Genomic DNA, 23,228 nt, shown 5'->3' with positions numbered 1-23,228 from the left:
AAATATAAGAATTATTTTCAAAAAATTGTATTGTTACAGTAAGAAAAGTGTAGGAAACTTATCATTATAAAATAAATTGAAATCTTCTAAAAACTCTGATACATTGAAATAGAAATGTAGTTTCACAATATTGTAAAGGCTTACAGTTATGTGCACGAAGATCTATTAGGATTGGAGGAAATAATGATGAAAGCTGAAGAGAAATTTTCCCCGGGATTAGATGGTATAGTGGCAGCGGAGACGAAAATCTCGTTTCTTGACACAGTAAAAGGTGAAATTGTAATTCAAGGGTATGACTTAATCGAACTCTCAAAAACAAAAGAGTATTTAGACATTGTGCACCTTTTATTGGAGGAACATCTACCGAATGAAGATGAAAAAGCAACACTTGAAAAGAAATTAAAAGAAGAATATGCAGTACCAGAAGGTGTATTCAACGTACTAAAGGCATTGCCTAAAGAGACGCATCCCATGGATGGATTACGTACAGGTGTGTCAGCGTTAGCTGGTTACGATAATGATATCGAAAACCGCTCGTTAGAAGTGAATAAAAGCCGAGGGTACAAGCTGTTAAGTAAAGTGCCAAACATTGTAGCAAATAGCTATCATATTTTAAATAATGAGGAGCCAATTGAACCTCTTAAAGAATTATCTTATAGTGCGAATTTCTTCTATATGTTAACTGGTAAAAAACCAACTGAACTTGAGGAAAAGATCTTTGATCGTTCCCTTGTTTTATATAGTGAGCATGAAATGCCAAACTCTACATTTACAGCTCGCGTTATTGCATCAACACAATCAGATTTATACGGCGCTCTAACAGGTGCAGTTGCATCTTTAAAAGGAAGTTTACATGGCGGTGCAAATGAAGCGGTTATGTACATGCTTTTAGAAGCTGGTAATGTTGAGAAATTTGAAGAGTTATTACAGAAGAAACTATATAACAAAGAAAAAATTATGGGCTTTGGACACCGTGTTTATATGAAGAAGATGGATCCAAGAGCACTTATGATGAAGGAAGCTTTAAAACAGTTATGTGATGTAAAAGGTGATTATACACTATATGAAATGTGTGAAGCTGGAGAAAAGATTATGGAAAAAGAAAAAGGAATTTATCCAAATCTTGATTATTATGCAGCTCCAGTATATTGGATGCTAGGTATTCCAATTCAACTTTACACACCAATCTTCTTTAGCTCTAGAACAGTGGGGTTATGTGCGCACGTTATTGAGCAACATGCAAATAATCGTTTGTTCCGTCCACGTGTAAATTATATTGGCGAGCGACATGTACTTAGTAAATAAGAACAACTGGGGAGTTGTTAGCGCCGCCCGCCAGATGGGTGTTTGACCGACACCCATCATTAATAATAACGAATTTTCGACAGAAAGGGAAGAATAGCATGATTAAAACAAATGAAATTAAGCAAAAAGATGCATTATTAGAAGAGATTACCGATTATGTATTAAATAAAGAGGTTACTAGTGCAGAAGCATTCAGTACAGCTCGTTACGTATTACTTGATACACTTGGATGTGGAATTTTAGCACTGCAATATCCAGAATGTACGAAATTACTAGGACCAGTTGTACCAGGAACAATCGTGCCAAATGGTACACGTGTACCAGGTACGTCTTATGTACTAGATCCAGTAAAAGGCGCATTTAATATCGGATGTATGATCCGTTGGTTAGACTATAACGATACTTGGCTTGCAGCAGAGTGGGGACATCCATCTGATAACCTAGGCGGAATTTTAGCAGTTGCAGATTATATTAGCCGTGTTCGTATTTCAGAAGGAAAAGAAGCTTTAAAAGTACGTGAAGTATTAGAAATGATGATTAAAGCACATGAAATTCAAGGCGTGCTTGCTTTAGAAAACAGCTTAAACAGAGTTGGTCTTGACCATGTATTATATGTAAAAGTAGCAACAACTGCAGTAGTTGCGAAAATGCTTGGCGGAACACGTGAAGAAATCTTTAATGCATTATCACATGCGTGGATTGATAATTCTAGTCTTCGTACATATCGTCATGCTCCAAATACGGGCTCACGTAAATCATGGGCTGCAGGTGACGCAACGAGCCGCGGTGTTCATCTTGCAATGACTGCTCTAAAAGGTGAAATGGGTTATCCAACAGCATTATCTGCGCCAGGATGGGGATTCCAAGATGTATTATTCAATAAACAAGAATTAAAATTAGCAAGACCACTAGAGTCATATGTAATGGAAAATGTATTATTTAAAGTGTCATATCCAGCAGAATTCCATGCACAAACGGCTGCAGAATGTGCAGTGAAGTTGCATCCGGAAATTAAAGAGAGATTAGATGAAATTGACCGTATTACAATTACAACTCATGAATCAGCAATTCGTATTATTGATAAAGAAGGTCCATTAAATAACCCAGCTGATCGTGATCATTGCTTACAATACATTACGGCAATTGGTTTATTAAAAGGAGATATCGTTGCAGACGATTATGAAGATGCAGTAGCAAACGATCCACGTGTAGATGAATTACGTAATAAGATGGTTGTTGTTGAAAACAAACAGTACAGTTTAGATTACCTTGACCCGAACAAGCGCTCAATCGCCAACGCTGTTCAAGTTCACTTTAAAGATGGCACAGTAACAGAAAATGTGGAATGTGAATATCCACTTGGTCACCGCTTCCGTAGAGACGAAGCAATTCCAAAAGTTGTTCAAAAATTCACTGCAAATATGGCAGGTCATTATTCTAGTAAGCAACAAGAACAAATTCATGAAGTTTGTTTAAATGAAGAAAAACTAGAAAATATGAATGTAAACGAATTTGTAAATCTATTCTTAATTTAATAATAGGGGGAATTTAGAATGGCTTGGGTTGTGAAAAAGCAGTCAACACAAGAGGAGCTTGCGAATCGATTCCGAGCTTTAGTAGAAGCAAATGAAATTTTGCAAATTCCAGGTGCTCATGATGCAATGGCGGCTTTAGTTGCAAAAAATACAGGTTTTTCAGCTCTTTATTTATCAGGAGCTGCTTATACTGCAAGTAAAGGCTTACCAGATTTAGGTATCGTGACGTCTACTGAAGTGGCTGAGAGAGCAAGAGATTTAGTAAGAGCTACAGACTTACCGGTTCTTGTTGATATTGATACAGGATTTGGTGGTGTACTAAATGTAGCGAGAACAGCTGTAGAAATGGTGGAAGCGAAAGTAGCAGCTGTCCAAATTGAAGATCAGCAATTACCAAAAAAATGTGGACATTTAAATGGTAAGAAACTTGTTACTACAGAAGAATTGGTTCAAAAAATTAAAGCGATTAAAGAAGTTGCACCGAGCTTATACATTGTAGCACGTACTGATGCTCGCGGCGTTGAAGGATTAGATGAAGCAATTGAAAGAGCAAATGCATATGTAAAAGCAGGGGCAGACGCAATTTTCCCTGAAGCGCTTCAATCAGAGGAAGAATTCCGTCTATTTAATAGTAAGATAAATGCACCTTTGCTTGCGAATATGACTGAATTCGGAAAAACTCCATATTATAGTGCAGAGGAATTTGCGAATATGGGCTTCCAAATGGTTATTTATCCTGTAACTTCACTTCGCGTTGCAGCGAAAGCGTATGAAAATGTGTTTGCTTTAATTAAAGAAACAGGTTCTCAAAAAGATGCACTTTCTAATATGCAAACGAGAAGTGAATTATACGAAACAATTTCATATCATGACTTTGAAGAGTTAGATACTGGTATTGCAAAAACAGTATTATCAGAAGATCAATAGATAAAGCAGCGAAGGCGATGAAAATACATCTTTGGCAAAATAAAATGCTTGATGTGAAAAATCATCGCCTTCTATTTTCAAAAAAGATATTCCACTCATCGTAGACGAGCATAAGCAAAAAGCTATGAAAGCCGAATGATAGGGGGATACATATGGAGAAAACGAAGTTACCATGGGATGAATTTTTTTCACTTAATAAAGATATAAATCATACTTACTTTACACCAGAAGATTTTTCAGGTGATGAAGATTTAATCGCAAAAACGACAGAACAATTCGTTAAACAAGAAATTGTTCCACAAATGGAGAATATTGAACAACATAACTATAAAGTTTCTCGTCAATTATTTGAGAAAGCTGGGGAACTTGGATTATTAGGCATTGAGGTACCAGAAGATTATGGCGGGTTCGAGTTAGGAAAGGCTGTCTCAGGTCTTGTAGCAGAGAAAATGGGGTACGCTGGTGCGTTTAGCGTTTCTTTTAATATACACGCTGGTGTCGGTACATTACCTTACATATATTATGGAACGAAAGAGCAAAAAGAAAAATATTTACCGAAAATCGCATCGGGAGAATGGATTGGGGCTTATGCTTTAACGGAGCCAAATGCTGGTTCGGATGCATTAAGCGCAAAAACAAGCGCCGTATTAAATGAAGAGGGAACAGCTTGGAAGTTAAATGGTGAGAAGCAATGGATTACAAATGCTCATATGGCAGATGTATACGTTGTTTTTGCGAAGACAAATAAAGGAATGACAGCGTTTATTGTCGAAAGAACATGTGAAGGTGTATCTATTGGATTAGAAGAAAAGAAAATGGGGATTAAAGGTTCTTCAACAGCGACTCTTATTTTAGAAGATGTTGTCATCCCTGCTGAAAATGTTTTAGGGGAAGTTGGGAAAGGGCATCACGTAGCCCTTAATATTCTTAACTTTGCTAGACTTAAACTTGCTTTCGGAAATATTGGAACAGCAAAACAAGCAATTGGTTTGTCGGTTCAATATGGAAAAGAGCGAAAACAGTTCCAAACGGAATTAGTAGACTTTACGATGATTCAAGAGAAAATTGCAAATATGATCATTGCTACATATGGAGCAGAAAGTGCAGCTTATCGTACAGCAGGTGTAATCGATGAAGCAATTCATGAGAGCGATGAAGATCTTATGAAGAAAATGTCCCAATTTGCAATTGAATGTGCACTGAATAAAGTAAATGCTTCTGAAACACTTGCTTATATCGTAGATGAAGCTGTACAAATTCATGGTGGTTACGGTTATATGCAAGAGTATGAGGTAGAACGATTATATCGTGATGCAAGAATTAGTCGTATTTTTGAAGGAACGAACGAAATTAATAGATTAACAGTTGCTAAAATGTTAATGAAGCAAATCGAACAATTAGAAGATACTGAAGTAGACAGTGATGTAGCAAATGTAGAAAGAAACCATCGTTACATTTTATTAGCGAAAAAATTGTTGAAACAATCTTTGAAAACGCTCTCTAAAACTCCAGGTCTAAAAATTGACCAAGAACAAGAATATTCACGTGTAATATCAAATATGTTGACGGACGTGTACATCATGGAATCAGCGTTTTTACGTACGAGAAAAGCAGTACGTAAAAATGGAGAGGAAAAAGAACGTACGAAGCAACTCATAACGGATGTTATTTGTGAAGAAGGATACCGTAAAGTAGAAGAAGCGGCGATTTCTGTACTTTCAGCAGCTGTCACAGAAGAACAAGATAGAAATGTGATTTTAGCTGAAATCCGTCAATTATTAGTACCTTTATACACGAACGTATTTACGAAGAAGAGAGAAATTGCGAAAGCTATTATAAATCGTGGGAAATATATTGTGTAAATAGGAGGAAAGCGATATGAAAAAGATTGGTTTTATCGGTTTAGGTAACATGGGTCTTCCAATGTCAAAAAATCTAGTTAAATCAGGTTACACAGTATATGGCGTGGACTTAAATAAAGAGGCGGAAGCGTCCTTTGAAAAAGAAGGCGGAATTATCGGTCTATCAATCTCAAAACTAGCAGAAACATGTGATGTAGTTTTTACAAGTTTACCTTCACCTCGCGCTGTTGAAGCGGTATATTTTGGAGCAGAAGGATTATTTGAAAATGGTCACTCGAATATAGTTTTCATTGATACAAGTACGGTATCGCCGCAGTTAAACAAACAATTAGAGGAAGCTGCAAAGGAAAAGAAAGTAGACTTTTTAGCAGCACCTGTGAGCGGTGGTGTAATCGGAGCCGAAAACCGAACATTAACGTTTATGGTTGGTGGATCAAAAGAGGTATATGAGAAAACGGAATCTATCATGGGCGTACTAGGCGCGAACATTTTCCACGTTAGTGAGCAGATTGATAGTGGTACAACTGTTAAGTTAATTAATAACTTATTAATTGGTTTTTATACAGCTGGTGTGAGTGAAGCTTTAACATTAGCGAAAAAGAACAATATGGATTTAGATAAAATGTTTGATATTTTAAATGTAAGTTACGGTCAAAGTAGAATTTATGAACGTAATTATAAAAGTTTTATAGCACCTGAAAACTACGAGCCAGGATTTACTGTGAACTTATTGAAGAAAGATTTAGGATTTGCAGTTGACTTAGCTAAGGAAAGCGAACTCCATTTACCGGTAAGCGAAATGTTATTAAACGTATATGACGAAGCGAGTCAAGCTGGATATGGTGAAAACGATATGGCTGCTTTATATAAGAAAGTTAGCGAGCAATTAATTTCTAATCAAAAATAAATTATACAAAGGAGAGAATACAATGATTACAACTGAAATTAAACGAGTAAAAAATCACATTAACGGTGAGTGGGTTGAATCGACAGGTACGGAAGTAGAAGCAGTTCCAAATCCAGCGACTGGAAAAATTATCGCTTACGTTCCACTATCTCCAAAAGAAGATGTTGAAAAAGCTGTTGAAGCGGCAAAAGCAGCATTCGAAACATGGTCTAAAGTACCAGTCCCAAATCGTTCAAGAAATTTATATAAATATTTACAGCTATTACAAGAAAACAAAGATGAGCTTGCAAAAATCATTACGCTAGAAAATGGTAAGACGCTAACGGATGCAACAGGTGAAGTACAGCGTGGTATTGAAGCGGTAGAACTTGCAACATCTACGCCAAATTTAATGATGGGTCAAGCACTTCCGAATATCGCTAGCGGAATTGATGGATCGATTTGGCGCTACCCAATTGGAGTTGTTGCTGGTATTACGCCATTTAACTTCCCGATGATGATTCCGTTATGGATGTTCCCACTTGCAATTGCTTGCGGTAATACATTCGTATTAAAAACATCTGAAAGAACGCCACTTTTAGCGGAGCGACTTGTAGAATTATTCTATGAAGCAGGTTTCCCAAAAGGCGTATTAAATTTAGTACAAGGCGGAAAAGATGTTGTAAATAGCATTTTAGAAAATAAAGATATTCAGGCTGTTTCGTTCGTTGGCTCTGAGCCGGTAGCTCGTTACGTATATGAAACAGGTACGAAACACGGAAAACGTGTACAAGCGTTAGCAGGTGCGAAAAACCATGCGATTGTAATGCCAGATTGCAATCTTGAGAAAACAGTACAAGGTGTAATTGGATCTGCATTTGCAAGTAGTGGAGAGCGCTGCATGGCATGCTCAGTAGTAGCAGTAGTGGATGAAATTGCTGATGAATTCATTGATGTATTAGTAGCAGAAACGAAAAAATTAAAAGTAGGCGATGGCTTTAACGAAGAGAACTATGTTGGACCATTAATCCGTGAATCTCATAAAGAGCGCGTTTTAGGCTACATTAATAGCGGTGTAGCAGATGGGGCAACTTTATTAGTAGATGGCCGTAAAATTAATGAAGAAGTTGGAGAAGGTTACTTTGTAGGTGCGACAATCTTTGATGGCGTGAATCAAGAAATGAAAATTTGGCAAGATGAGATTTTTGCTCCAGTATTAAGCATTGTACGAGTTAAAGATTTAGAAGAAGGTATTAAACTAACAAATCAATCTAAATTTGCAAATGGTGCAGTTATTTATACGTCAAACGGTAAACATGCACAAACGTTCCGTGATAATATCGATGCTGGTATGATCGGTGTAAACGTAAATGTTCCAGCACCAATGGCATTCTTCGCATTTGCAGGAAATAAAGCGTCATTCTTTGGTGATTTAGGTACAAATGGCACAGATGGCGTTCAATTCTATACACGTAAAAAAGTTGTAACTGAGCGCTGGTTTTAATATAAAATAAACAGCCAAATTAGTTATTAAATGAAAACCACCACTATTAATAGTGGTGGTTTTCATCTTGTTAATTACTTTTTTCAAAAGCAAGTTTAATACCAAAACCAATTAAGACGAATCCTGTTAGCCCTTGAATATAACGTTGCGTCTTCGGTTTTTTCATAAAAGCACTAATTTTATCAATTAAAAATATATAAAAAGCGAACCAAATGGCTGTTAAAACGAGGTAAGTAAGGCCCATTACGAGTAGTTGGATAAACGTATTATGATTTGGATTTAAAAATTGCGGTAAAAACGTTAAAAAGAATACTGCAACTTTAGGGTTTAATAAATTCGTAAGAAACCCTTGTCGAAAGCAAGAGGTGTGTTCATCTTCATTATTCAAAGATATATCGTTCGTATCAATGCCTTCTTTATTTCTTACTGCTAAAAGGGCTTTAATACCAATATAAATTAAATATAGAGCCCCAACGTACTTGAAAATAGAAAATAAAAGAGCTGACTTTACAATAAGTGCAGAAAGACCAATTACAGCAGCTAAAGTATGAATTAATAGTGCAATACATGTACCAAACACTGTTTTCACTCCACCGACTTTACCAGCAACCAATGTATTTTTCGTAGCCATTGCTGTATCTGGACCAGGTAAAATGATAAGGCAAATAGACATAATGATGAAAAGAAGATAATTTTCTATCATAGCCGCCCCTCCTTTTTATTTTTAGAATATTTGATTAAAATCAGTGTAGCACAAAAATGGATTTAATAAAATTAAATTTTGTTAAAAATAATTAAATAAAAAAGGCTATATAGTAGCTGTAATTACACTACTATATAGCTTCGATTTTATACCGCTATTTGCGGGTAGTAAGATTTTCACCGCACAAGATTTAGCTGAAGCAAAGAAGTTAGGTAGGGGATGAACAAAACATCCCCTCATGACAATTTCATTTTATGCATTAAGTAAGTTAAAGAAACGATTCACATCTTCTTCTGAAACGTCACTTAACTGTTTATATTTATAATTCGGATTTTGATCTTTATCAACGACAACGGAGCGTACTCCCTCAAAGAAATCTTCATGTCTCATGAAATTTTTAGCAAGTATAAGGTCCGTAGCGAAACATTCTTCAACGGATTTATCTTTTCCATCAATAAACTGTTTTAATGTTACTTTTAGTGAAATAGGGGATTTTGATAACAGTGTTTCTTTCGTTTTTAGAGCAAAGGAACTTTCATCTTTCTCCAATGAATGGATGATTTCTTCCATTGTATCGAAAGCAAAATGTGAATTGATTACTTCTAATGAAGGAGCAAGCTCGCTTTCTAAGTTTGGAGCAGTTGCAAATGTACGAATAACTTCTTTTAAATTAGTATGTACATCATCTTCTTTATGCCAATTTACACTTTCAAGTTCAGTAAGAAACTCTGGTAATGAATCAGATGTCATAAAGTAATCAGCAGCATTAATAAATAATACGTCAGAAGCTTTTAAAATAGATGCTGTTAAAGCAATGAATCGTCCTGTATATCCAGGCGCTTTATTTAAGAAATATGCAGCTCCGACGTCTGGGAAGAAGCCGATATTCATCTCTGGCATTGCCCATTTCGTACGCTCAGTTACAATGCGATACTTCGCACCATTTGTAAGACCGACACCACCGCCCATTACAATTCCATCTAAACAAGCAATAATCGGTTTTGTATATTGATAAATATATGTATCAATTTCATACTCTTCTTCAAAAAAACGTTCTGCATGTTGCAATGCTACTTCATTGGAACGTGCTTCATAAAGAGTTTTAATGTCGCCGCCTGCACAAAAACCTTTTGTGCCAGCACCTTTTAACACGATAAGTGCAATACGCTCATCGTGTTCCCACTCTTTAAGTTTTTGTCCGATAGGCTGTAACATGTCATAAGATAAAGAATTAAGTGCTTTTGGACGGTTTAAAGTAATTGTCGCAACGCCGTTTTCACTAACAGAAAATAAAACGTGTTCAGTCATAATGCATCCTCCCTTACATATCTTCTTATTCTTAATTCTTGATATGTACTGAAATGTCCTTTATAAATTTTGTCAAAAGTTGACGGTAAATATTAATTTGGTCACTGCATATTTTGACGAGTTATCTTTGCAGGATTTCAGAGAGTGAGGGGGAATATTACAACATTACTGTAAGTGTAATTATTTGAAGTTATAATGATAAAAGCGCTATTATATAGGTGTGAATTGTTCATTATCAATTCTAAAAGAGTGTTTGAAGAAAAAATAAATCGTACAATTGTAATAAAAAATTTTACACTGAATTAGAAATAGAGAAAGGAGAAATCGGAATGCCAGGACCTTTACTATTGTCGGTTATTATTTTGTCTTTTTTAATGATAGGAATAACGCAGTATTTTCATCATACAGATACGACAGAAGAAGTAAAGGATAAAGTACGTCTCGTATTTCCGATTTTTATAATATCTATTTCATTCTGTATTTTATTAAATAGAGATGGCTACATTGTCGCAGTGTTCTCATTTTTCGTCGCAATCGTTTTAATTACCGTTTTATATTATGTAATGAAAGACTTTATACAAAAATAAAGATGTCATAATAGGCATTTTTATTTTGGGGAAAATATAAAATTTCACATACCGTATTTTATATAAAATACATAAAGCATATAACAATAGAAAAGTGTGTACTTTGCTGTGTATGTACTTGTCAATCTTGCATAGCCACTATACTATTAAAATGTAGAGATTATAAAAAGGGGTTGTATCTATCATGAAATTTGAGATGCACACAAAAATTATTTCAAATGAAAAAGAAGTAAGATTACATATTGAAGAAAATATATTTCAATTAATATTGGATGGTTATCACTTATTTACAGTTCAAGAAATATTGCCTTTATATAAATCAAATGAAGAAAGAATTGGAAGTGCAACGATATTAAAGCTAGAGTGGGAGAACGGAAAAACTACAATAAACTATCAACTCGTTTCACTAAAATCAGTAAATTAAAAGGAGTAGAAAAATATGAAGTTATTTCATACAGCGGATTGGCATTTAGGTAAGCTTGTTCATGGCGTGTATATGACTGAAGACCAAAAGATTGTATTAGATCAGTTTGTACAGGCTGTTGAAGAAGAAAAACCAGATGCTGTAATTATTGCAGGGGATTTATATGATCGAGCAATTCCACCTACAGAAGCAGTAGACTTATTAAATGATGTGCTGCAAAAAATAGTTATTGATTTACAAACACCAGTTATTGCAGTAGCTGGTAATCATGATAGTCCGGATCGTATCCATTTTGGAAGTAGTTTAATGAAAAAACAGGGATTACATATTGCAGGTCAATTTCAATTCCCGTATGAACCTGTTGTACTAAATGATGAATATGGAGAGGTTCACTTCCATCTAATACCGTATGCAGACCCAAGCATAGTAAGGCACGTGTTGAAAAATGAAGACGTACGTTCTCATGATGATGCGATGCGCATTTTTATGAATGAGCTCTCTGAAACGATGGATAAAGAAGCTAGACATGTATTTGTTGGACATGCATTTGTAACTTCTTCAGGAGAAGCGGAGGAGAATACAAGTGATGCAGAAAGACCACTTTCAATTGGTGGTGCTGAATATGTAAATAGTCATTATTTTGATAAGTTTCATTACACAGCGCTTGGACATTTACATCAAGCGCATTTCGTACGTAATGAGACGATTCGATATTCAGGTTCACCACTTGCCTATTCAATTTCTGAAGAGAAACATAAAAAAGGTTATTACATTGTAGAACTGAATGAAACTGGTGAAGTAGCAATTGAAAAAAGGTTACTTTCACCACGTCGTAAAATGCGAACAGTAGAAGCGAAAATAGATGAATTATTACAGCACCCAGTAAGTGAAGATTACGTATTTGTAAAATTATTAGACGAAAACCCTGTCTTACAGCCAATGGAGAAAATACGATCTGTATATCCAAATGCAATGCACGTTGAAAGAGCGATGCAAAGACGAGAACTCACAGATACAAATGAAGTAACTGTTTCAAGACATAAAACGGATGATTTATCCCTTTTAAAGGCTTTCTATAAAGAAATGAAAGGGTTAGATTTATCAGAAGAGAAAGAACGCCTATTTATAGATGTATTACAAACAGTGCAAGAACGGGAAGGTGAACGAGGATGAGACCGATTCAGCTTATTATGACAGCATTCGGGCCATATAAACAGAAAGAAATAATCGATTTTGAAGATCTTGGAGAACATCGTATTTTCGCTATTTCTGGGAATACAGGAGCTGGAAAAACAACGATTTTTGATGCGATTTGTTATGTGTTATATGGTGAGGCTAGTGGAGAAGAACGTAGTGATACGAGCATGCTTCGAAGTCAATTTGCTGATGATAATGTTTATACAAGTGTTGAATTAACCTTTCAGTTAAAAGGGAAACGCTATGAAATAAAACGACAACTTGGACATAAAAAACAAGGGAATAAGACTATTACAGGACATGCAGTAGAATTATATGAAGTTATTGATGGAGAAAACGTTCCAGCCGTCGATCGTTTTCATGTAACAGACGTAAACAAAAAAGTGGAAGATTTAATTGGGTTAAGTAAACATCAATTTAGCCAAATTGTTATGTTACCCCAAGGGGAATTCCGAAAACTATTAACATCTGAGACGGAAAACAAAGAAGAGATTTTACGTCGTATTTTTAAAACGGATCGTTATAAATTAATGCGTGAGTTACTTGATCAAAAGAGAAAACAATGGAAAGACGTCTTACAAGAAAAACAAAAAGAGAGAGAGCTCTATTTCCGTAATGTTTTTAAATTACCAATCCGTGATGGAGCATTATTAGAGACATTAGTGGCACAAGAACATGTAAATACGCATCAAGTAGTAGAAGCGTTAGAACAAGAAACAACCGTGTATAAGGCAGAGGTTGAGCAATTACAAGTAGAACAAGATGTTCAAACGAAGCAATTAAAGGATGCAGAAACACGTTTTCATGCAGCAAAATCTGTAAATGAGAAATTTATAGATTTACAACAAAAGAATGAGAAATATAACACTTTACAAGAGAACCGTGCAGCAATTGAAAGGAAAGAAAAATTCTTTAAACGTGCGGAACAAGCAAAGCGCTTATTACCATTTGAACAATGGTATGAAGAAGCGATGGAAAATGAGCAGAAAGCTGAAAGTTTGTTAAAACAGATAATCGTCAAACAAGAACAGATAATGAATAGCTTTGAACTTGCTCAGGAGAAGTATGAAGTAGTAAAGAATAAAGAAGCTGAACGAGAAGAGGCTAAAAAACTTGTTCAAAGATTAGAAGAGTTACAAGCGATCATTGAATCATTAGCTGAGAGAAAGCTGAATTTACAAAATGCCGAAATTCAAATAGGGAAATTAAAAGAAAGTATGCAAAAGTTAGATCAACAACTAGAAGAGCATACAAACCAAAAACAGAGAATGTCTGATGAATTGCAGCAATTAGAACAAGCACTTGAGCAATATGTAGCTAAAGTGGAAGAACTAACGAATATGCGAGAAGATGCAAAAGTTTTAAAACAAGCATATGATGTTTGGCAAGAAAAACAAAAATTCGAGCAAGAAAAAGAAGCGGTAAATAATAAAATGCAAGTGGCAGTTCGTGCATATGAAAACATGGAGCGCCGCTGGTTAAGTGAACAAGCTGGTATATTAGCTCTTCATTTACATGACGGTGAATCTTGTCCGGTATGTGGTAGTACGAATCATCCACAAAAAGCTACAGAGCAAAGTAATGCGATCGATGAAAAAGAGTTAAACGATTTAAGAGATAAGAAGAACATTGCTGAAAAATTACATGTGCAAGTAGAGGAGAAATGGAATTTCTATCAACTACAATATGAACAAGTGATAGAAGAAGTTGTGAAGCGCGGCTACAACTCCGAAAAATTAGTTGAAACATATAGTGCACTTGTTCAAAAAGGAAAACAATTAGCAGCAGACGTTAATACGTTAAAAGCAAGTGAAGAAACACGTAAGCAGATTGCTGCGAACATGAAAAGCGTAGAAGAAAAAATAGAAGAACTTCAGAAACAAAAACGAGAAGTGGAAACAATGCAGCACCGTACAGAAATGGAGTGTATGCAACTTCGTACGTCATATGAACATGATAAACGAAATATTCCAGAAAGCTTACAAACAGTACAAGCTTGGGAAGCGCAGTTTAATCAAGCTATGCAGGAACTTAGGTTAATGGAGGACGAATGGAAGAAAGTGCAGGAAGCGTATCAGCATTGGCAAAATGAAAATATACGTATTCAAGCTGAACAAAAAGGTGCTTCTAATCAATTTGAAAGTGCAAAATTAAAGAAAGAAGAGACTTTTGCACGCTTTATGAAAGAGCTAGAACAAAGTGGGTTTACAGATCAATTCACGTATAAAGAAGCCAAATTAAGCGATGCCGAGATGGAGATGTTACAAAAAGAAATTCAAGGTTATTATTCATCGCTTGAAGTACTTGCAAAACAAATTGAAGAGTTAAACGCAGAATTAAAAGATAAAGAGTATATGGATATTACATCTTTAGGTGAACACATAAAAGATCTAGAAATTAATCTTGATATAATTAAAGAAAAACGTCAACGTGCGCAAAATGCGGTAACATATATTTCTGATTTACATGAAAACATTAGACGTATTGACGAACAAATTCACGAGGAAGAAAAAGCCTTCCAAGAACTTGTTGATTTATATGAAGTAATGAAAGGTGATAACGAAAGTCGTATATCATTTGAACGTTACATCTTAATTGAGTATTTAGAACAAATTGTTCAAATCGCAAACGAACGACTACGTAAATTATCAAATGGACAATTTTATTTAAAACGAAGTGAGCGAGTTGAAAAAAGAAACCGTCAAAGTGGATTAGGTTTAGATGTGTACGATGCATACACTGGCCAAACACGCGATGTAAAAACACTATCCGGTGGAGAGAAATTTAACGCATCACTTTGCCTAGCGCTAGGAATGGCAGATGTCATTCAAGCATATGAAGGTGGTATTTCTATCGAAACGATGTTCATCGATGAAGGGTTCGGTTCATTAGATGAAGAATCATTAACGAAAGCAGTAGATGCCTTAATTGACTTACAAAAATCAGGCCGATTTATCGGTGTCATCTCACACGTTCAAGAGCTGAAAAACGCAATGCCAGCTGTATTAGAAGTAACGAAGCAAAAGGATGGGTGTAGTCAGACTAGGTTTGTGGTGAAGTAAGCTTAGAAAATGGAGTAGGGAATCTACCGATACTTTTAGTGTCATATGTATGAATAATAAAACGTCGTCTCTTCATATTGGAGGCGACGTTTTATTTTATAAAATATCTATGAATTATCTGTAGAAGGCGGCGTATTCTCCAAACGATTATAAGTTTTAAAGGCTGAAATTGCTGAGATAACCCCGCCTACTAAAAATAAAGCGGATCCTCCAACTAAGATGATACGACTGACATATGTTTCCCGTGCTTCTTCGACTTCTTCTTGTAACGCTGTAGGCATATGAATCCCCCCTTTATAAAAGTTGTTTTATAAATAGTATATACAAACGCCTAAAATGTGTTAAAATAACTGATGATTTTATGCAGTGGGTAATTAGATGAGTAGGATGCGAGTGGCTAAGTAAATCTTCATCATAAATTTATGTGAACTTCACATAGAGCACATATTAACATTGTATTATGTATATGTACCAAATAAATAAAGTGAATGTAAGTTCTGTTTTCAAAAATTTAAAATCCTTTTATTTCTATATGAAAGTTTTAATCAAGGGTTTTAAAAAATTTGGAAATAGATCTTATGAATATGGAATTCATATAAAAGGGGAATGTCTTATGACAACATATACGAGTGAAATGAGAAAAACTTTAGTTTCAGAAGAAGATGTAGATATTTTAAAAATTATGGCGCATCCAATCCGACTGCAAATTGTAAATGAATTAAGTACGAGAAAAACTTGTAATGTAACACAATTAACAGAGTTACTGAATATTCCGCAATCTACTGTTTCACAACATTTATCAAAAATGAAGGGTAAAGTGTTACGAGCAGAGAGAAGAGGTTTAGAAATTTATTATCATATTAACAATTTAAAAGCGAGTAAGATTGTTAATGTTTTAGGGTATATAAACTAGTGAAATATTTTTATATAAAATAGCCCCTGCTGTTGAGCAGGGGCTATTTTGTGTTGTTTTATGTATTTGTATTTAAAACTTTATAGTTTTTATGATTTACAATTGTTCGATCAAATTCAAAAGTACCACCGCTTACATTTGTAATTTCAACTAAGACCGATTCAGTATAAAGTTTTAATACAGATCCTGTAATCTTTAAATTATTTCGTTGAAAAAGTATAGTATCCCCTACGTTTGCTTTCATAGTACCTCCTCATTAAAGACAGAAATATTTTTTTATTATATATATTAAACCACGGATAGATATATTAGTGAATATTTAGTTTTATTTATTGGAAAAAAATTTGTGATTTTATAAAAAATAAGGTGGATTGAAGTATAAAAAATTTTTCTATTGTATTTAATCAGTAGTTTTTTGTATTTCATCCTTCGTTTTTTGTAACTGATTCCATGTTTTTGACGCTCTATCTTGTAAGTGCTTACATAAACAAAAACATCTTATACAATGAAGGTGTCAAATCAAAAGAGGTGACCAAAATGAACATAAAAAAAGTAAATTTAGCGAATAGCATTGAAATAGAAAGAGGAGGCGGAAAGGTATGAAAAAATCAACTGTTAATCCATGGCTTGTTGTCCTTGGCACAGTTATAGTACAAATGGGGCTTGGGACGATATATACATGGAGTTTATTCAATCAGCCTTTAGTTAGTAAATATGGTTGGAGTCTTAACGCTGTTGCGATAACTTTCTCAATTACTAGTCTTTCTTTAGCATTTTCAACTTTATTTGCGAGTAAATTGCAAGAAAAATGGGGACTTCGTAAACTTATTATGATAGCTGGATTAGCATTAGGACTAGGATTAATACTTAGTTCACAAGCATCCTCACTAATATTACTTTATGTACTAGCGGGAGTTGTTGTAGGTTATGCAGATGGTACAGCATATATCACTTCACTATCAAATTTAATAAAGTGGTTTCCAGAGCGTAAAGGTTTAATTGCTGGTATTTCTGTCTCTGCATATGGTTCAGGTAGCTTAATCTTTAAATACGTTAACGCACAGTTGATTGAATCAGTTGGTGTATCCCAAGCATTTATATACTGGGGTTTAATTGTTACAGCTATGATTGTAATTGGTGCTTGTTTAATCCATCAAGCTGCAGATCAAGGAGCAGTTCATGAAACAAAAACTGAGGAATACACAACGAAAGAAATGTTAGGCACAAAACAAGTATACTTATTATTTATCATGTTATTTACATCATGTATGAGTGGCTTATACTTAATTGGTATGGTAAAAGACATTGGTGTTCAACTTGTAGGACTTAGCGCAGCAACAGCAGCTAATGCGGTGGCTATGGTTGCAATCTTCAATACGTTAGGTCGTATCATTTTAGGACCGTTATCGGATAAAATTGGGCGTTTAAAAATCGTTACTGGTACCTTTGTTGTTATGGCGAGTTCAGTCTTAGTTCTAAGTTTTGTAGATTTAAATTATGGTATTTACTTCGTATGTGTAGCAAGTGTAGCGTTTTGCTTTGGTGGAAATATCACTATTTTCCCAGCTATTGTTGGTGATTTCTTCGGTATGAAAAACCATAGTAAGAACTACGGAATTGTGTATCAAGGATTTGGATTTGGGGCGCTTGCAGGTTCCTTTATCGGTGCACTTCTAGGTGGATTCAAACCAACGTTCATGGTAATAGGTGTATTATGTGTCGTGTCATTCATTATCGCAATTTTAATTCAAGCACCTAAGCAGAAAAAAGAAAAAGAAGAAGAGTATCGCAGCGTAGCATAAGTATATAAATCTTCTATAACAATATGATTACGAAAAAGCATCCTATTCTATTAATTAGGATGCTTTTTTTATGAGTTATTTTAACAAGGTTAAATTACTTTTATGATTTTCATAGATGTAAAAGTGAGTGAAATGCCTATTTGGATTATATTGAAATACAATAAATTGATACATCGTATTCGAAATATATATTAAATCTTAAATGACAAAAAAGACATTCATTAGTATTTGTAAGATATATTTTCAGAAAAATATTGAGAAAATATATACTTGAGTTTTTCATAAAGCATTGTAAATGAACGTATCTCTAGTTTAGTTTCTTCAATTTTAAAAAGAGGACTTTGAATTTTATTTATAATATAAGTACTTTTAATGCGTTTACATATGATTTTATTAAGAAGCATTAAAATGGTTTATCTGAAAAATAAAAAAAGATTGACAAGTTTATTGAGAAACATTATCATTTCGGTGTAAGATGGTAAATGAAAAACATTATCAATAAAATGGATTTTAAAGTAATGCGCACTTGACCAATTAGTTTAGTAAGTGTATTATTTTTTACAACACAACTGATAATGAAAATCAATATCATCGGTGTTACTTAATGAAATTAATGTTTATGTGAAAGGATAGAGAAAATGAACTTAGGGGAATTTGATGGGAAAACAGTTTTAGTAACAGGTGCAGCACAAGGCATAGGCAGTGTCGTTGCCAAAATGTTTTTAGAAAGAGGAGCCACAGTTATTGCAGTTGATCAAAATGAAGAGGGGTTAAATGTACTCTTAAATCAAAATGAATTAAACAATACACGTATGAAAACGTTTCGTTTAGATGTGAGTGATAGCGCCGCTGCTGAAGACATGGTAAATCATATTGCAAATGAAATAGCGCCAATAGATATTTTAATAAATGTTGCAGGGGTTTTACGTATGGGACCAATTCATTCGTTAAGTGATGAAGATTGGAATAAAACATTCTCTGTAAATACGACAGGGGTTTTCAATATGTCCCGAGCGGTAAGTAAAAATATGATGTTAAGAAAATCGGGGGCAATTGTTACAGTCGGTTCAAATGCGGCAAATACGCCAAGAATGGAGATGGCTGCGTATGCTGCGTCAAAGGCCGCAACGACGATGTTTATGAAATGTTTAGGACTAGAGCTTGCGGCATACAATATACGCTGCAACTTAGTTTCTCCAGGTTCTACTGAAACTGAGATGCAAAGATTACTATGGGCTGATGAGAATGGAGCTAAAAATATAATTGCTGGTTCTCAAAATACATATAGACTCGGAATTCCATTACAAAAAATTGCACAACCTTCAGAAGTTGCTGAAGCAGTGTTATTTTTAGCCTCAGATAGAGCAAGTCATATTACAATGCACAATTTATGTGTTGATGGCGGTGCTACGTTAGGAGTTTAATAAAAATTCAGGAGGTTATTATATTATGAATGAACATATAGCTGTAAAGGAATTGTCAGAAAAACTTTTAGAAGATTATAAGACTGAATCTTCATTCTTTTTCGCTTCACCAACTCGAACGATATTAGCAGAAGGAGAGTTTACTACAGTAAAGCATCGTGAAATTGAAAGTTTCCCAGAGCTTGTTCAAGCGAAATTAAGTAATGCGAAACAAGCTGGAAATCCAAATCCTATCGTTGTGGGTGCTTTGCCATTTGATCGTAGAAAAGAAGTCCAACTCATCGTACCAGAATATAGCAGAATTTCTGAGCGTTTACAATTGGATACAACAAATCAGCTTGAAACAAATGAGAATGTAACATTTGAAATGACACCAGTGCCAGACCCTGAAGTTTATATGAATGGTGTGAAGCAAGGAATTGAAAAAATACAGGACGGTGATTTAAAGAAAATCGTTCTATCCAGATCGTTAGATGTTAAATCTTCCGAAAAGATTGATAAGCAAAAACTTCTGCGAGAATTAGCAGAGCATAATAAGCATGGTTATACATTTTCTGTAAATTTACCGAAAGATGAAAAAGAGAACAGTAAGACGCTAATTGGAGCAAGCCCTGAATTACTTGTTTCACGTAATGGTATGCAAGTTATTTCTAACCCGTTAGCTGGTTCAAGGCCACGTAGTGAGGACCCAGTAGAAGATAAAAGAAGAGCAGAGGAATTACTTTCTTCGCCAAAAGATTTACATGAACATGCGGTAGTAGTTGAAGCGGTTGCCGCTGCACTTCGTCCGTATTGTCATACATTACATGTTCCAGAAAAGCCATCAGTTATTCATAGTGAAGCGATGTGGCATTTGTCTACAGAAGTGAAAGGTGAACTTAAGGATCCAAATACTTCTTCTTTACAATTAGCAATTGCCCTTCATCCTACGCCAGCAGTTTGCGGAACTCCGATGGAAAAAGCAAGAGAAGCTATACAGCATATTGAGCCATTTGACCGCGAGTTCTTTACAGGAATGCTAGGATGGAGCGATTTAAATGGAGATGGAGAATGGATTGTTACAATTCGTTGTGCTGAAGTACAAGAAAATACACTTCGTTTATATGCAGGAGCTGGAGTTGTTGCTGAGTCAAAACCAGAAGATGAGTTAGCAGAAACATCAGCTAAGTTCCAAACAATGCTAAAAGCTTTAGGGTTAAGAGATAGTTCACTTAATGAAAAATAGGGGGAAGAAAGAATGCTAGTAGGTTATACAGAATGGCCAAAAGAATTTGCCGATCGTTACCGAGAAGCAGGATGTTGGCTTGGTGAAACATTTGAAGGAGTGTTAAGAGAGCGGGCTGAGAAATATGGAGATCGAATCGCGGTTGTAAGTGGTAAGAAGCATATAACATATAGTGAACTTAATAAAAAGGTAGATCGTTTAGCAGCAGGTTTACTGAATTTAGGAATAAAGAAAGAGGACAGAGTTGTAATCCAGTTACCTAACATTATCGAGTTTTTCGAAATATGTTTTGCACTATTTCGAATTGGAGCGCTTCCTGTCTTTGCACTACCTTCACATCGAAGCAGTGAAATTAGTTATTTTTGTGAGTTTGGCGAGGCGAGCGCTTACGTTATTTCAGATAAGGCTCTCGGTTTTGATTATCGAAAATTAGCAAGAGAAGTGAAAGAGAAAGTGCCAACTTTACAACATGTAATTGTAGTGGGAGAAGAAGAAGAGTTTGTGAACATAAATGATCTGTATATGGATCCCGTCTCATTACCAGAAGTTCAGCCAAGTGATGTTGCATTTCTCCAATTATCAGGAGGCACAACAGGTCTTTCTAAATTAATTCCTAGAACACATGATGACTATATTTATAGTTTACGTGTTAGCGCTGAAATTTGTAATTTGAATGCAGAAAGCGTCTATATGGCAGTTCTTCCAGTAGCACACAATTACCCAATGAGTTCTCCAGGGACATTTGGAACTTTCTATGCGGGTGGAAAAGTGGTATTGGCAACTGGTGGTAGTCCAGATGAGGCCTTTGCTCTTATCGAAAAAGAAAAAGTTACAATTACAGCGCTCGTTCCGCCATTAGCAATGATTTGGCTTGATGCTGCATCTTCTCGTAATGCCGATTTATCAAGCCTAGAGATTATTCAAGTAGGTGGTGCTAAGTTTAGCGCTGAGGTTGCAAAACGTATACGTCCTACATTTGGATGTACGTTACAGCAAGTGTTCGGTATGGCGGAAGGATTAGTGAACTATACAAGATTAGATGATCCGGAAGAATTTATTATTTATACACAAGGTAGACCAATGTCTGCACTCGATGAAGTACGAGTTGTTGATGAAAATGACAACGATGTACAACCTGGCGAAGTAGGTAGTTTATTAACAAGAGGTCCATATACAATTCGTGGTTACTATAAAGCCGAAGAGCATAATGCACGATCATTTACAAAGGATGGATTTTATCGCACAGGTGATCTTGTAAAAGTAAATGAACAAGGATACATCATTGTAGAAGGAAGAGATAAAGATCAAATTAACCGCGGTGGTGAGAAAGTTGCTGCGGAAGAAGTTGAAAATCATCTATTAGCACACGATGCGGTCCATGACGTAGCAATTGTATCTATGCCTGACGATTATTTAGGTGAACGCACCTGTGCTTTTGTTATAGCTCGCGGACAAGTTCCAGCAGTAAGTGAATTAAAAATGTTTTTAAGAGAACGTGGTATAGCGGCTTATAAAATTCCAGATCGAATTGAATTTATTGAAGCATTCCCGCAAACAGGAGTCGGAAAAGTCAGCAAAAAAGAACTACGTAAAGTCATTGCTGAAAAGCTTATTACAGTAAAACAATAATAAAAACCGGAAGGAAGTGATTAGATGGCTATCCCATCTATTTCAGTATATAAAATGCCAATTGAATCAGAACTACCAAAAAATAAAGTGAATTGGACGCCAGATCCGAAACGTGCAGTACTTTTAATTCATGACATGCAAGAATATTTTCTTGATGCATATAGCGATAAAGAATCACCAAAAGTAGAACTTATTTCAAATATAAAAATGATAAGAGAAAAATGTAAGGAACTTGGTATACCAGTTGTTTATACAGCACAACCTGGTGGGCAAACGTTAGAACAACGAGGTTTATTACAAGACTTTTGGGGTGACGGTATACCTGCTGGACCAGATAAAAAGAAAATTGTTGATGAACTTACTCCTGATGAGGATGATATATTCCTCACAAAATGGAGATATAGTGCATTTAAAAAGACAAATCTATTAGAAATTTTAAATGAACAAGGAAAAGATCAACTCATTATTTGCGGTATTTATGCGCATATTGGCTGTCTTTTAACAGCTTGTGAAGCATTTATGGATGGTATAGAGCCGTTCTTTGTAGCAGATGCAGTTGCTGATTTTTCACTAGAGCATCATAAACAAGCATTGGAGTATGCATCTAATAGATGTGCAGTAACGACATCAACAAACCTACTGTTAAACGATTTACAAAGTGTAAAAGATGATGAGAGTGAAGGAATCACTATACAGGAAGTGCATGAACTAGTTGCACAACTACTTCGTGAGCCAGTAGAGAGTATTGATATTGATGAGGACTTATTAAATAGAGGGCTTGATTCGGTCAGAATTATGAGTTTAGTAGAGAAGTGGCGTCGTGAAGGGAAAGAAATCACTTTTGCACATTTAGCAGAACGTCCAACTGTTGCAGGTTGGTACAGTTTACTATCTTCACAAACAGCACAGGTGCTGTAACAAATAGACTACATAAT

The 23,228-nt window shown here is 35.2% G+C and carries 20 protein-coding genes; 16 read left to right on the top strand and 4 right to left on the bottom strand.

Annotated features, from left to right (window positions below):
- Positions 1 to 183: 183 nt before the first annotated feature.
- The 6 genes from mmgD to B9A45_RS18380 all read left to right on the top strand — a co-directional run bounded on the left by mmgD (position 184) and on the right by B9A45_RS18380 (position 8,019).
- Complete coding sequence (mmgD, locus tag B9A45_RS18405) at positions 184 to 1,305, top strand: citrate synthase (RefSeq protein ID WP_001987369.1); 1,122 nt, start codon at positions 184 to 186, stop codon at positions 1,303 to 1,305.
- 98 nt (positions 1,306 to 1,403) lie between these two features.
- Positions 1,404 to 2,840: a 2-methylcitrate dehydratase gene (gene prpD / locus B9A45_RS18400; protein ID WP_084064494.1), complete on the top strand. Its 1,437-nt coding sequence runs from the start codon at positions 1,404 to 1,406 to the stop codon at positions 2,838 to 2,840.
- A gap of 18 nt (positions 2,841 to 2,858) precedes the next feature.
- Complete coding sequence (gene prpB / locus B9A45_RS18395) at positions 2,859 to 3,767, top strand: methylisocitrate lyase (RefSeq protein WP_084064491.1); 909 nt, start codon at positions 2,859 to 2,861, stop codon at positions 3,765 to 3,767.
- 152 nt (positions 3,768 to 3,919) lie between these two features.
- The gene (locus tag B9A45_RS18390; RefSeq protein ID WP_070757401.1) at positions 3,920 to 5,629 is read left to right on the top strand and encodes an acyl-CoA dehydrogenase family protein; all 1,710 of its coding nucleotides are present in this window, start codon (positions 3,920 to 3,922) and stop codon (positions 5,627 to 5,629) included.
- Positions 5,630 to 5,645: 16 nt separating this feature from the next.
- Positions 5,646 to 6,536 carry an NAD(P)-dependent oxidoreductase gene (locus B9A45_RS18385; RefSeq protein WP_000719408.1) on the top strand — a complete coding sequence of 297 codons (891 nt, stop codon included), beginning with the start codon at positions 5,646 to 5,648 and terminating at the stop codon, positions 6,534 to 6,536.
- Between the two features lie 22 nt (positions 6,537 to 6,558).
- Positions 6,559 to 8,019: a CoA-acylating methylmalonate-semialdehyde dehydrogenase gene (locus tag B9A45_RS18380; protein ID WP_000633347.1), complete on the top strand. Its 1,461-nt coding sequence runs from the start codon at positions 6,559 to 6,561 to the stop codon at positions 8,017 to 8,019.
- Between the two features lie 70 nt (positions 8,020 to 8,089).
- Here the strand turns inward: B9A45_RS18380 and B9A45_RS18375 are convergent, their stop codons facing one another.
- Positions 8,090 to 8,722: a LysE family translocator gene (locus B9A45_RS18375; protein ID WP_084064489.1), complete on the bottom strand. Its 633-nt coding sequence runs from the start codon at positions 8,720 to 8,722 to the stop codon at positions 8,090 to 8,092.
- 252 nt (positions 8,723 to 8,974) lie between these two features.
- Complete coding sequence (locus tag B9A45_RS18370; protein WP_084064486.1) at positions 8,975 to 10,030, bottom strand: enoyl-CoA hydratase/isomerase family protein; 1,056 nt, start codon at positions 10,028 to 10,030, stop codon at positions 8,975 to 8,977.
- A 329-nt stretch (positions 10,031 to 10,359) separates the two neighbouring features.
- On the opposite strand from B9A45_RS18370, the gene B9A45_RS18365 reads away from it, so the two are divergent.
- From B9A45_RS18365 to B9A45_RS18350, 4 genes are all read left to right on the top strand, one after another.
- Positions 10,360 to 10,617 (top strand): hypothetical protein, encoded by a 258-nt coding sequence (locus B9A45_RS18365; RefSeq protein WP_084064483.1) that lies wholly within the window; start codon positions 10,360 to 10,362, stop codon positions 10,615 to 10,617.
- A 184-nt stretch (positions 10,618 to 10,801) separates the two neighbouring features.
- Positions 10,802 to 11,041, top strand: coding sequence for a DUF2584 family protein (locus B9A45_RS18360; protein WP_000667346.1), 240 nt, complete (start codon positions 10,802 to 10,804; stop codon positions 11,039 to 11,041).
- Between the two features lie 15 nt (positions 11,042 to 11,056).
- Complete coding sequence (locus B9A45_RS18355; RefSeq protein ID WP_000765150.1) at positions 11,057 to 12,214, top strand: exonuclease SbcCD subunit D; 1,158 nt, start codon at positions 11,057 to 11,059, stop codon at positions 12,212 to 12,214.
- Positions 12,211 to 15,300 (top strand): AAA family ATPase, encoded by a 3,090-nt coding sequence (locus B9A45_RS18350; RefSeq protein WP_084064481.1) that lies wholly within the window; start codon positions 12,211 to 12,213, stop codon positions 15,298 to 15,300. The genes B9A45_RS18355 and B9A45_RS18350 overlap by 4 nt, the downstream gene beginning before the upstream one ends.
- Before the next feature lie 107 nt (positions 15,301 to 15,407).
- On the opposite strand, the gene B9A45_RS32245 is transcribed toward B9A45_RS18350, so the two are convergent.
- Entirely contained in the window at positions 15,408 to 15,581 is a 174-nt protein-coding gene (locus tag B9A45_RS32245; protein WP_001141667.1) for a hypothetical protein, read from the bottom strand.
- Positions 15,582 to 15,913: 332 nt separating this feature from the next.
- On the opposite strand from B9A45_RS32245, the gene B9A45_RS18340 reads away from it, so the two are divergent.
- Positions 15,914 to 16,213 (top strand): ArsR/SmtB family transcription factor, encoded by a 300-nt coding sequence (locus tag B9A45_RS18340; protein WP_000214801.1) that lies wholly within the window; start codon positions 15,914 to 15,916, stop codon positions 16,211 to 16,213.
- A 58-nt stretch (positions 16,214 to 16,271) separates the two neighbouring features.
- On the opposite strand, the gene B9A45_RS18335 is transcribed toward B9A45_RS18340, so the two are convergent.
- A complete protein-coding gene (locus B9A45_RS18335) occupies positions 16,272 to 16,457 on the bottom strand; it encodes a YkvS family protein (RefSeq protein WP_000646793.1) in 186 nt (61 codons plus the stop codon).
- 355 nt (positions 16,458 to 16,812) lie between these two features.
- Between B9A45_RS18335 and B9A45_RS18325 the strand changes: the two genes are divergently transcribed.
- From B9A45_RS18325 to B9A45_RS18300, 5 genes are all read left to right on the top strand, one after another.
- The gene (locus B9A45_RS18325) at positions 16,813 to 18,015 is read left to right on the top strand and encodes an L-lactate MFS transporter (protein ID WP_000750126.1); all 1,203 of its coding nucleotides are present in this window, start codon (positions 16,813 to 16,815) and stop codon (positions 18,013 to 18,015) included.
- A 638-nt stretch (positions 18,016 to 18,653) separates the two neighbouring features.
- On the top strand, positions 18,654 to 19,439 hold the full coding sequence (gene dhbA / locus B9A45_RS18315) for a 2,3-dihydro-2,3-dihydroxybenzoate dehydrogenase (RefSeq protein WP_001048428.1): 786 nt from the start codon (positions 18,654 to 18,656) through the stop codon (positions 19,437 to 19,439).
- A 25-nt stretch (positions 19,440 to 19,464) separates the two neighbouring features.
- Positions 19,465 to 20,664 carry an isochorismate synthase DhbC gene (gene dhbC, locus B9A45_RS18310; RefSeq protein ID WP_001002073.1) on the top strand — a complete coding sequence of 400 codons (1,200 nt, stop codon included), beginning with the start codon at positions 19,465 to 19,467 and terminating at the stop codon, positions 20,662 to 20,664.
- Between the two features lie 12 nt (positions 20,665 to 20,676).
- Positions 20,677 to 22,293: a (2,3-dihydroxybenzoyl)adenylate synthase gene (locus tag B9A45_RS18305; protein WP_084064478.1), complete on the top strand. Its 1,617-nt coding sequence runs from the start codon at positions 20,677 to 20,679 to the stop codon at positions 22,291 to 22,293.
- 24 nt (positions 22,294 to 22,317) lie between these two features.
- On the top strand, positions 22,318 to 23,211 hold the full coding sequence (locus tag B9A45_RS18300; protein WP_001007253.1) for an isochorismatase family protein: 894 nt from the start codon (positions 22,318 to 22,320) through the stop codon (positions 23,209 to 23,211).
- Positions 23,212 to 23,228: the final 17 nt, after the last annotated feature.

Origin of the sequence: Bacillus sp. JKS001846 (genome assembly GCF_900176455.1) — a bacterium.
In the GTDB taxonomy this organism is placed as follows: domain Bacteria; phylum Bacillota; class Bacilli; order Bacillales; family Bacillaceae_G; genus Bacillus_A; species Bacillus_A cereus.
The sequence above is the reverse complement of the archived record's forward strand: the minus strand, read 5'-3'. Positions and strand labels throughout refer to the sequence as shown.

Bases quoted from the DNA above. Each gene is read 5' to 3' on its own strand.
- B9A45_RS18350 (WP_084064481.1), top strand. From the start codon at position 12,211: ATGAGACCGATTCAGCTTATTATGACAGCATTCGGGCCATATAAACAG.
- dhbA (WP_001048428.1), top strand. From the start codon at position 18,654: ATGAACTTAGGGGAATTTGATGGGAAAACAGTTTTAGTAACAGGTGCA.
- B9A45_RS18300 (WP_001007253.1), top strand. From the start codon at position 22,318: ATGGCTATCCCATCTATTTCAGTATATAAAATGCCAATTGAATCAGAA.
- B9A45_RS18360 (WP_000667346.1), top strand. From the start codon at position 10,802: ATGAAATTTGAGATGCACACAAAAATTATTTCAAATGAAAAAGAAGTA.
- B9A45_RS18380 (WP_000633347.1), top strand. From the start codon at position 6,559: ATGATTACAACTGAAATTAAACGAGTAAAAAATCACATTAACGGTGAG.
- B9A45_RS18325 (WP_000750126.1), top strand. From the start codon at position 16,813: ATGAAAAAATCAACTGTTAATCCATGGCTTGTTGTCCTTGGCACAGTT.
- B9A45_RS18385 (WP_000719408.1), top strand. From the start codon at position 5,646: ATGAAAAAGATTGGTTTTATCGGTTTAGGTAACATGGGTCTTCCAATG.
- B9A45_RS18335 (WP_000646793.1), bottom strand. From the start codon at position 16,457: ATGAAAGCAAACGTAGGGGATACTATACTTTTTCAACGAAATAATTTA.
- prpB (WP_084064491.1), top strand. From the start codon at position 2,859: ATGGCTTGGGTTGTGAAAAAGCAGTCAACACAAGAGGAGCTTGCGAAT.
- B9A45_RS18370 (WP_084064486.1), bottom strand. From the start codon at position 10,030: ATGACTGAACACGTTTTATTTTCTGTTAGTGAAAACGGCGTTGCGACA.
- dhbC (WP_001002073.1), top strand. From the start codon at position 19,465: ATGAATGAACATATAGCTGTAAAGGAATTGTCAGAAAAACTTTTAGAA.
- prpD (WP_084064494.1), top strand. From the start codon at position 1,404: ATGATTAAAACAAATGAAATTAAGCAAAAAGATGCATTATTAGAAGAG.
- B9A45_RS18365 (WP_084064483.1), top strand. From the start codon at position 10,360: ATGCCAGGACCTTTACTATTGTCGGTTATTATTTTGTCTTTTTTAATG.
- B9A45_RS18355 (WP_000765150.1), top strand. From the start codon at position 11,057: ATGAAGTTATTTCATACAGCGGATTGGCATTTAGGTAAGCTTGTTCAT.
- B9A45_RS18375 (WP_084064489.1), bottom strand. From the start codon at position 8,722: ATGATAGAAAATTATCTTCTTTTCATCATTATGTCTATTTGCCTTATC.
- B9A45_RS18305 (WP_084064478.1), top strand. From the start codon at position 20,677: ATGCTAGTAGGTTATACAGAATGGCCAAAAGAATTTGCCGATCGTTAC.
- B9A45_RS18340 (WP_000214801.1), top strand. From the start codon at position 15,914: ATGACAACATATACGAGTGAAATGAGAAAAACTTTAGTTTCAGAAGAA.
- B9A45_RS18390 (WP_070757401.1), top strand. From the start codon at position 3,920: ATGGAGAAAACGAAGTTACCATGGGATGAATTTTTTTCACTTAATAAA.
- B9A45_RS32245 (WP_001141667.1), bottom strand. From the start codon at position 15,581: ATGCCTACAGCGTTACAAGAAGAAGTCGAAGAAGCACGGGAAACATAT.
- mmgD (WP_001987369.1), top strand. From the start codon at position 184: ATGATGAAAGCTGAAGAGAAATTTTCCCCGGGATTAGATGGTATAGTG.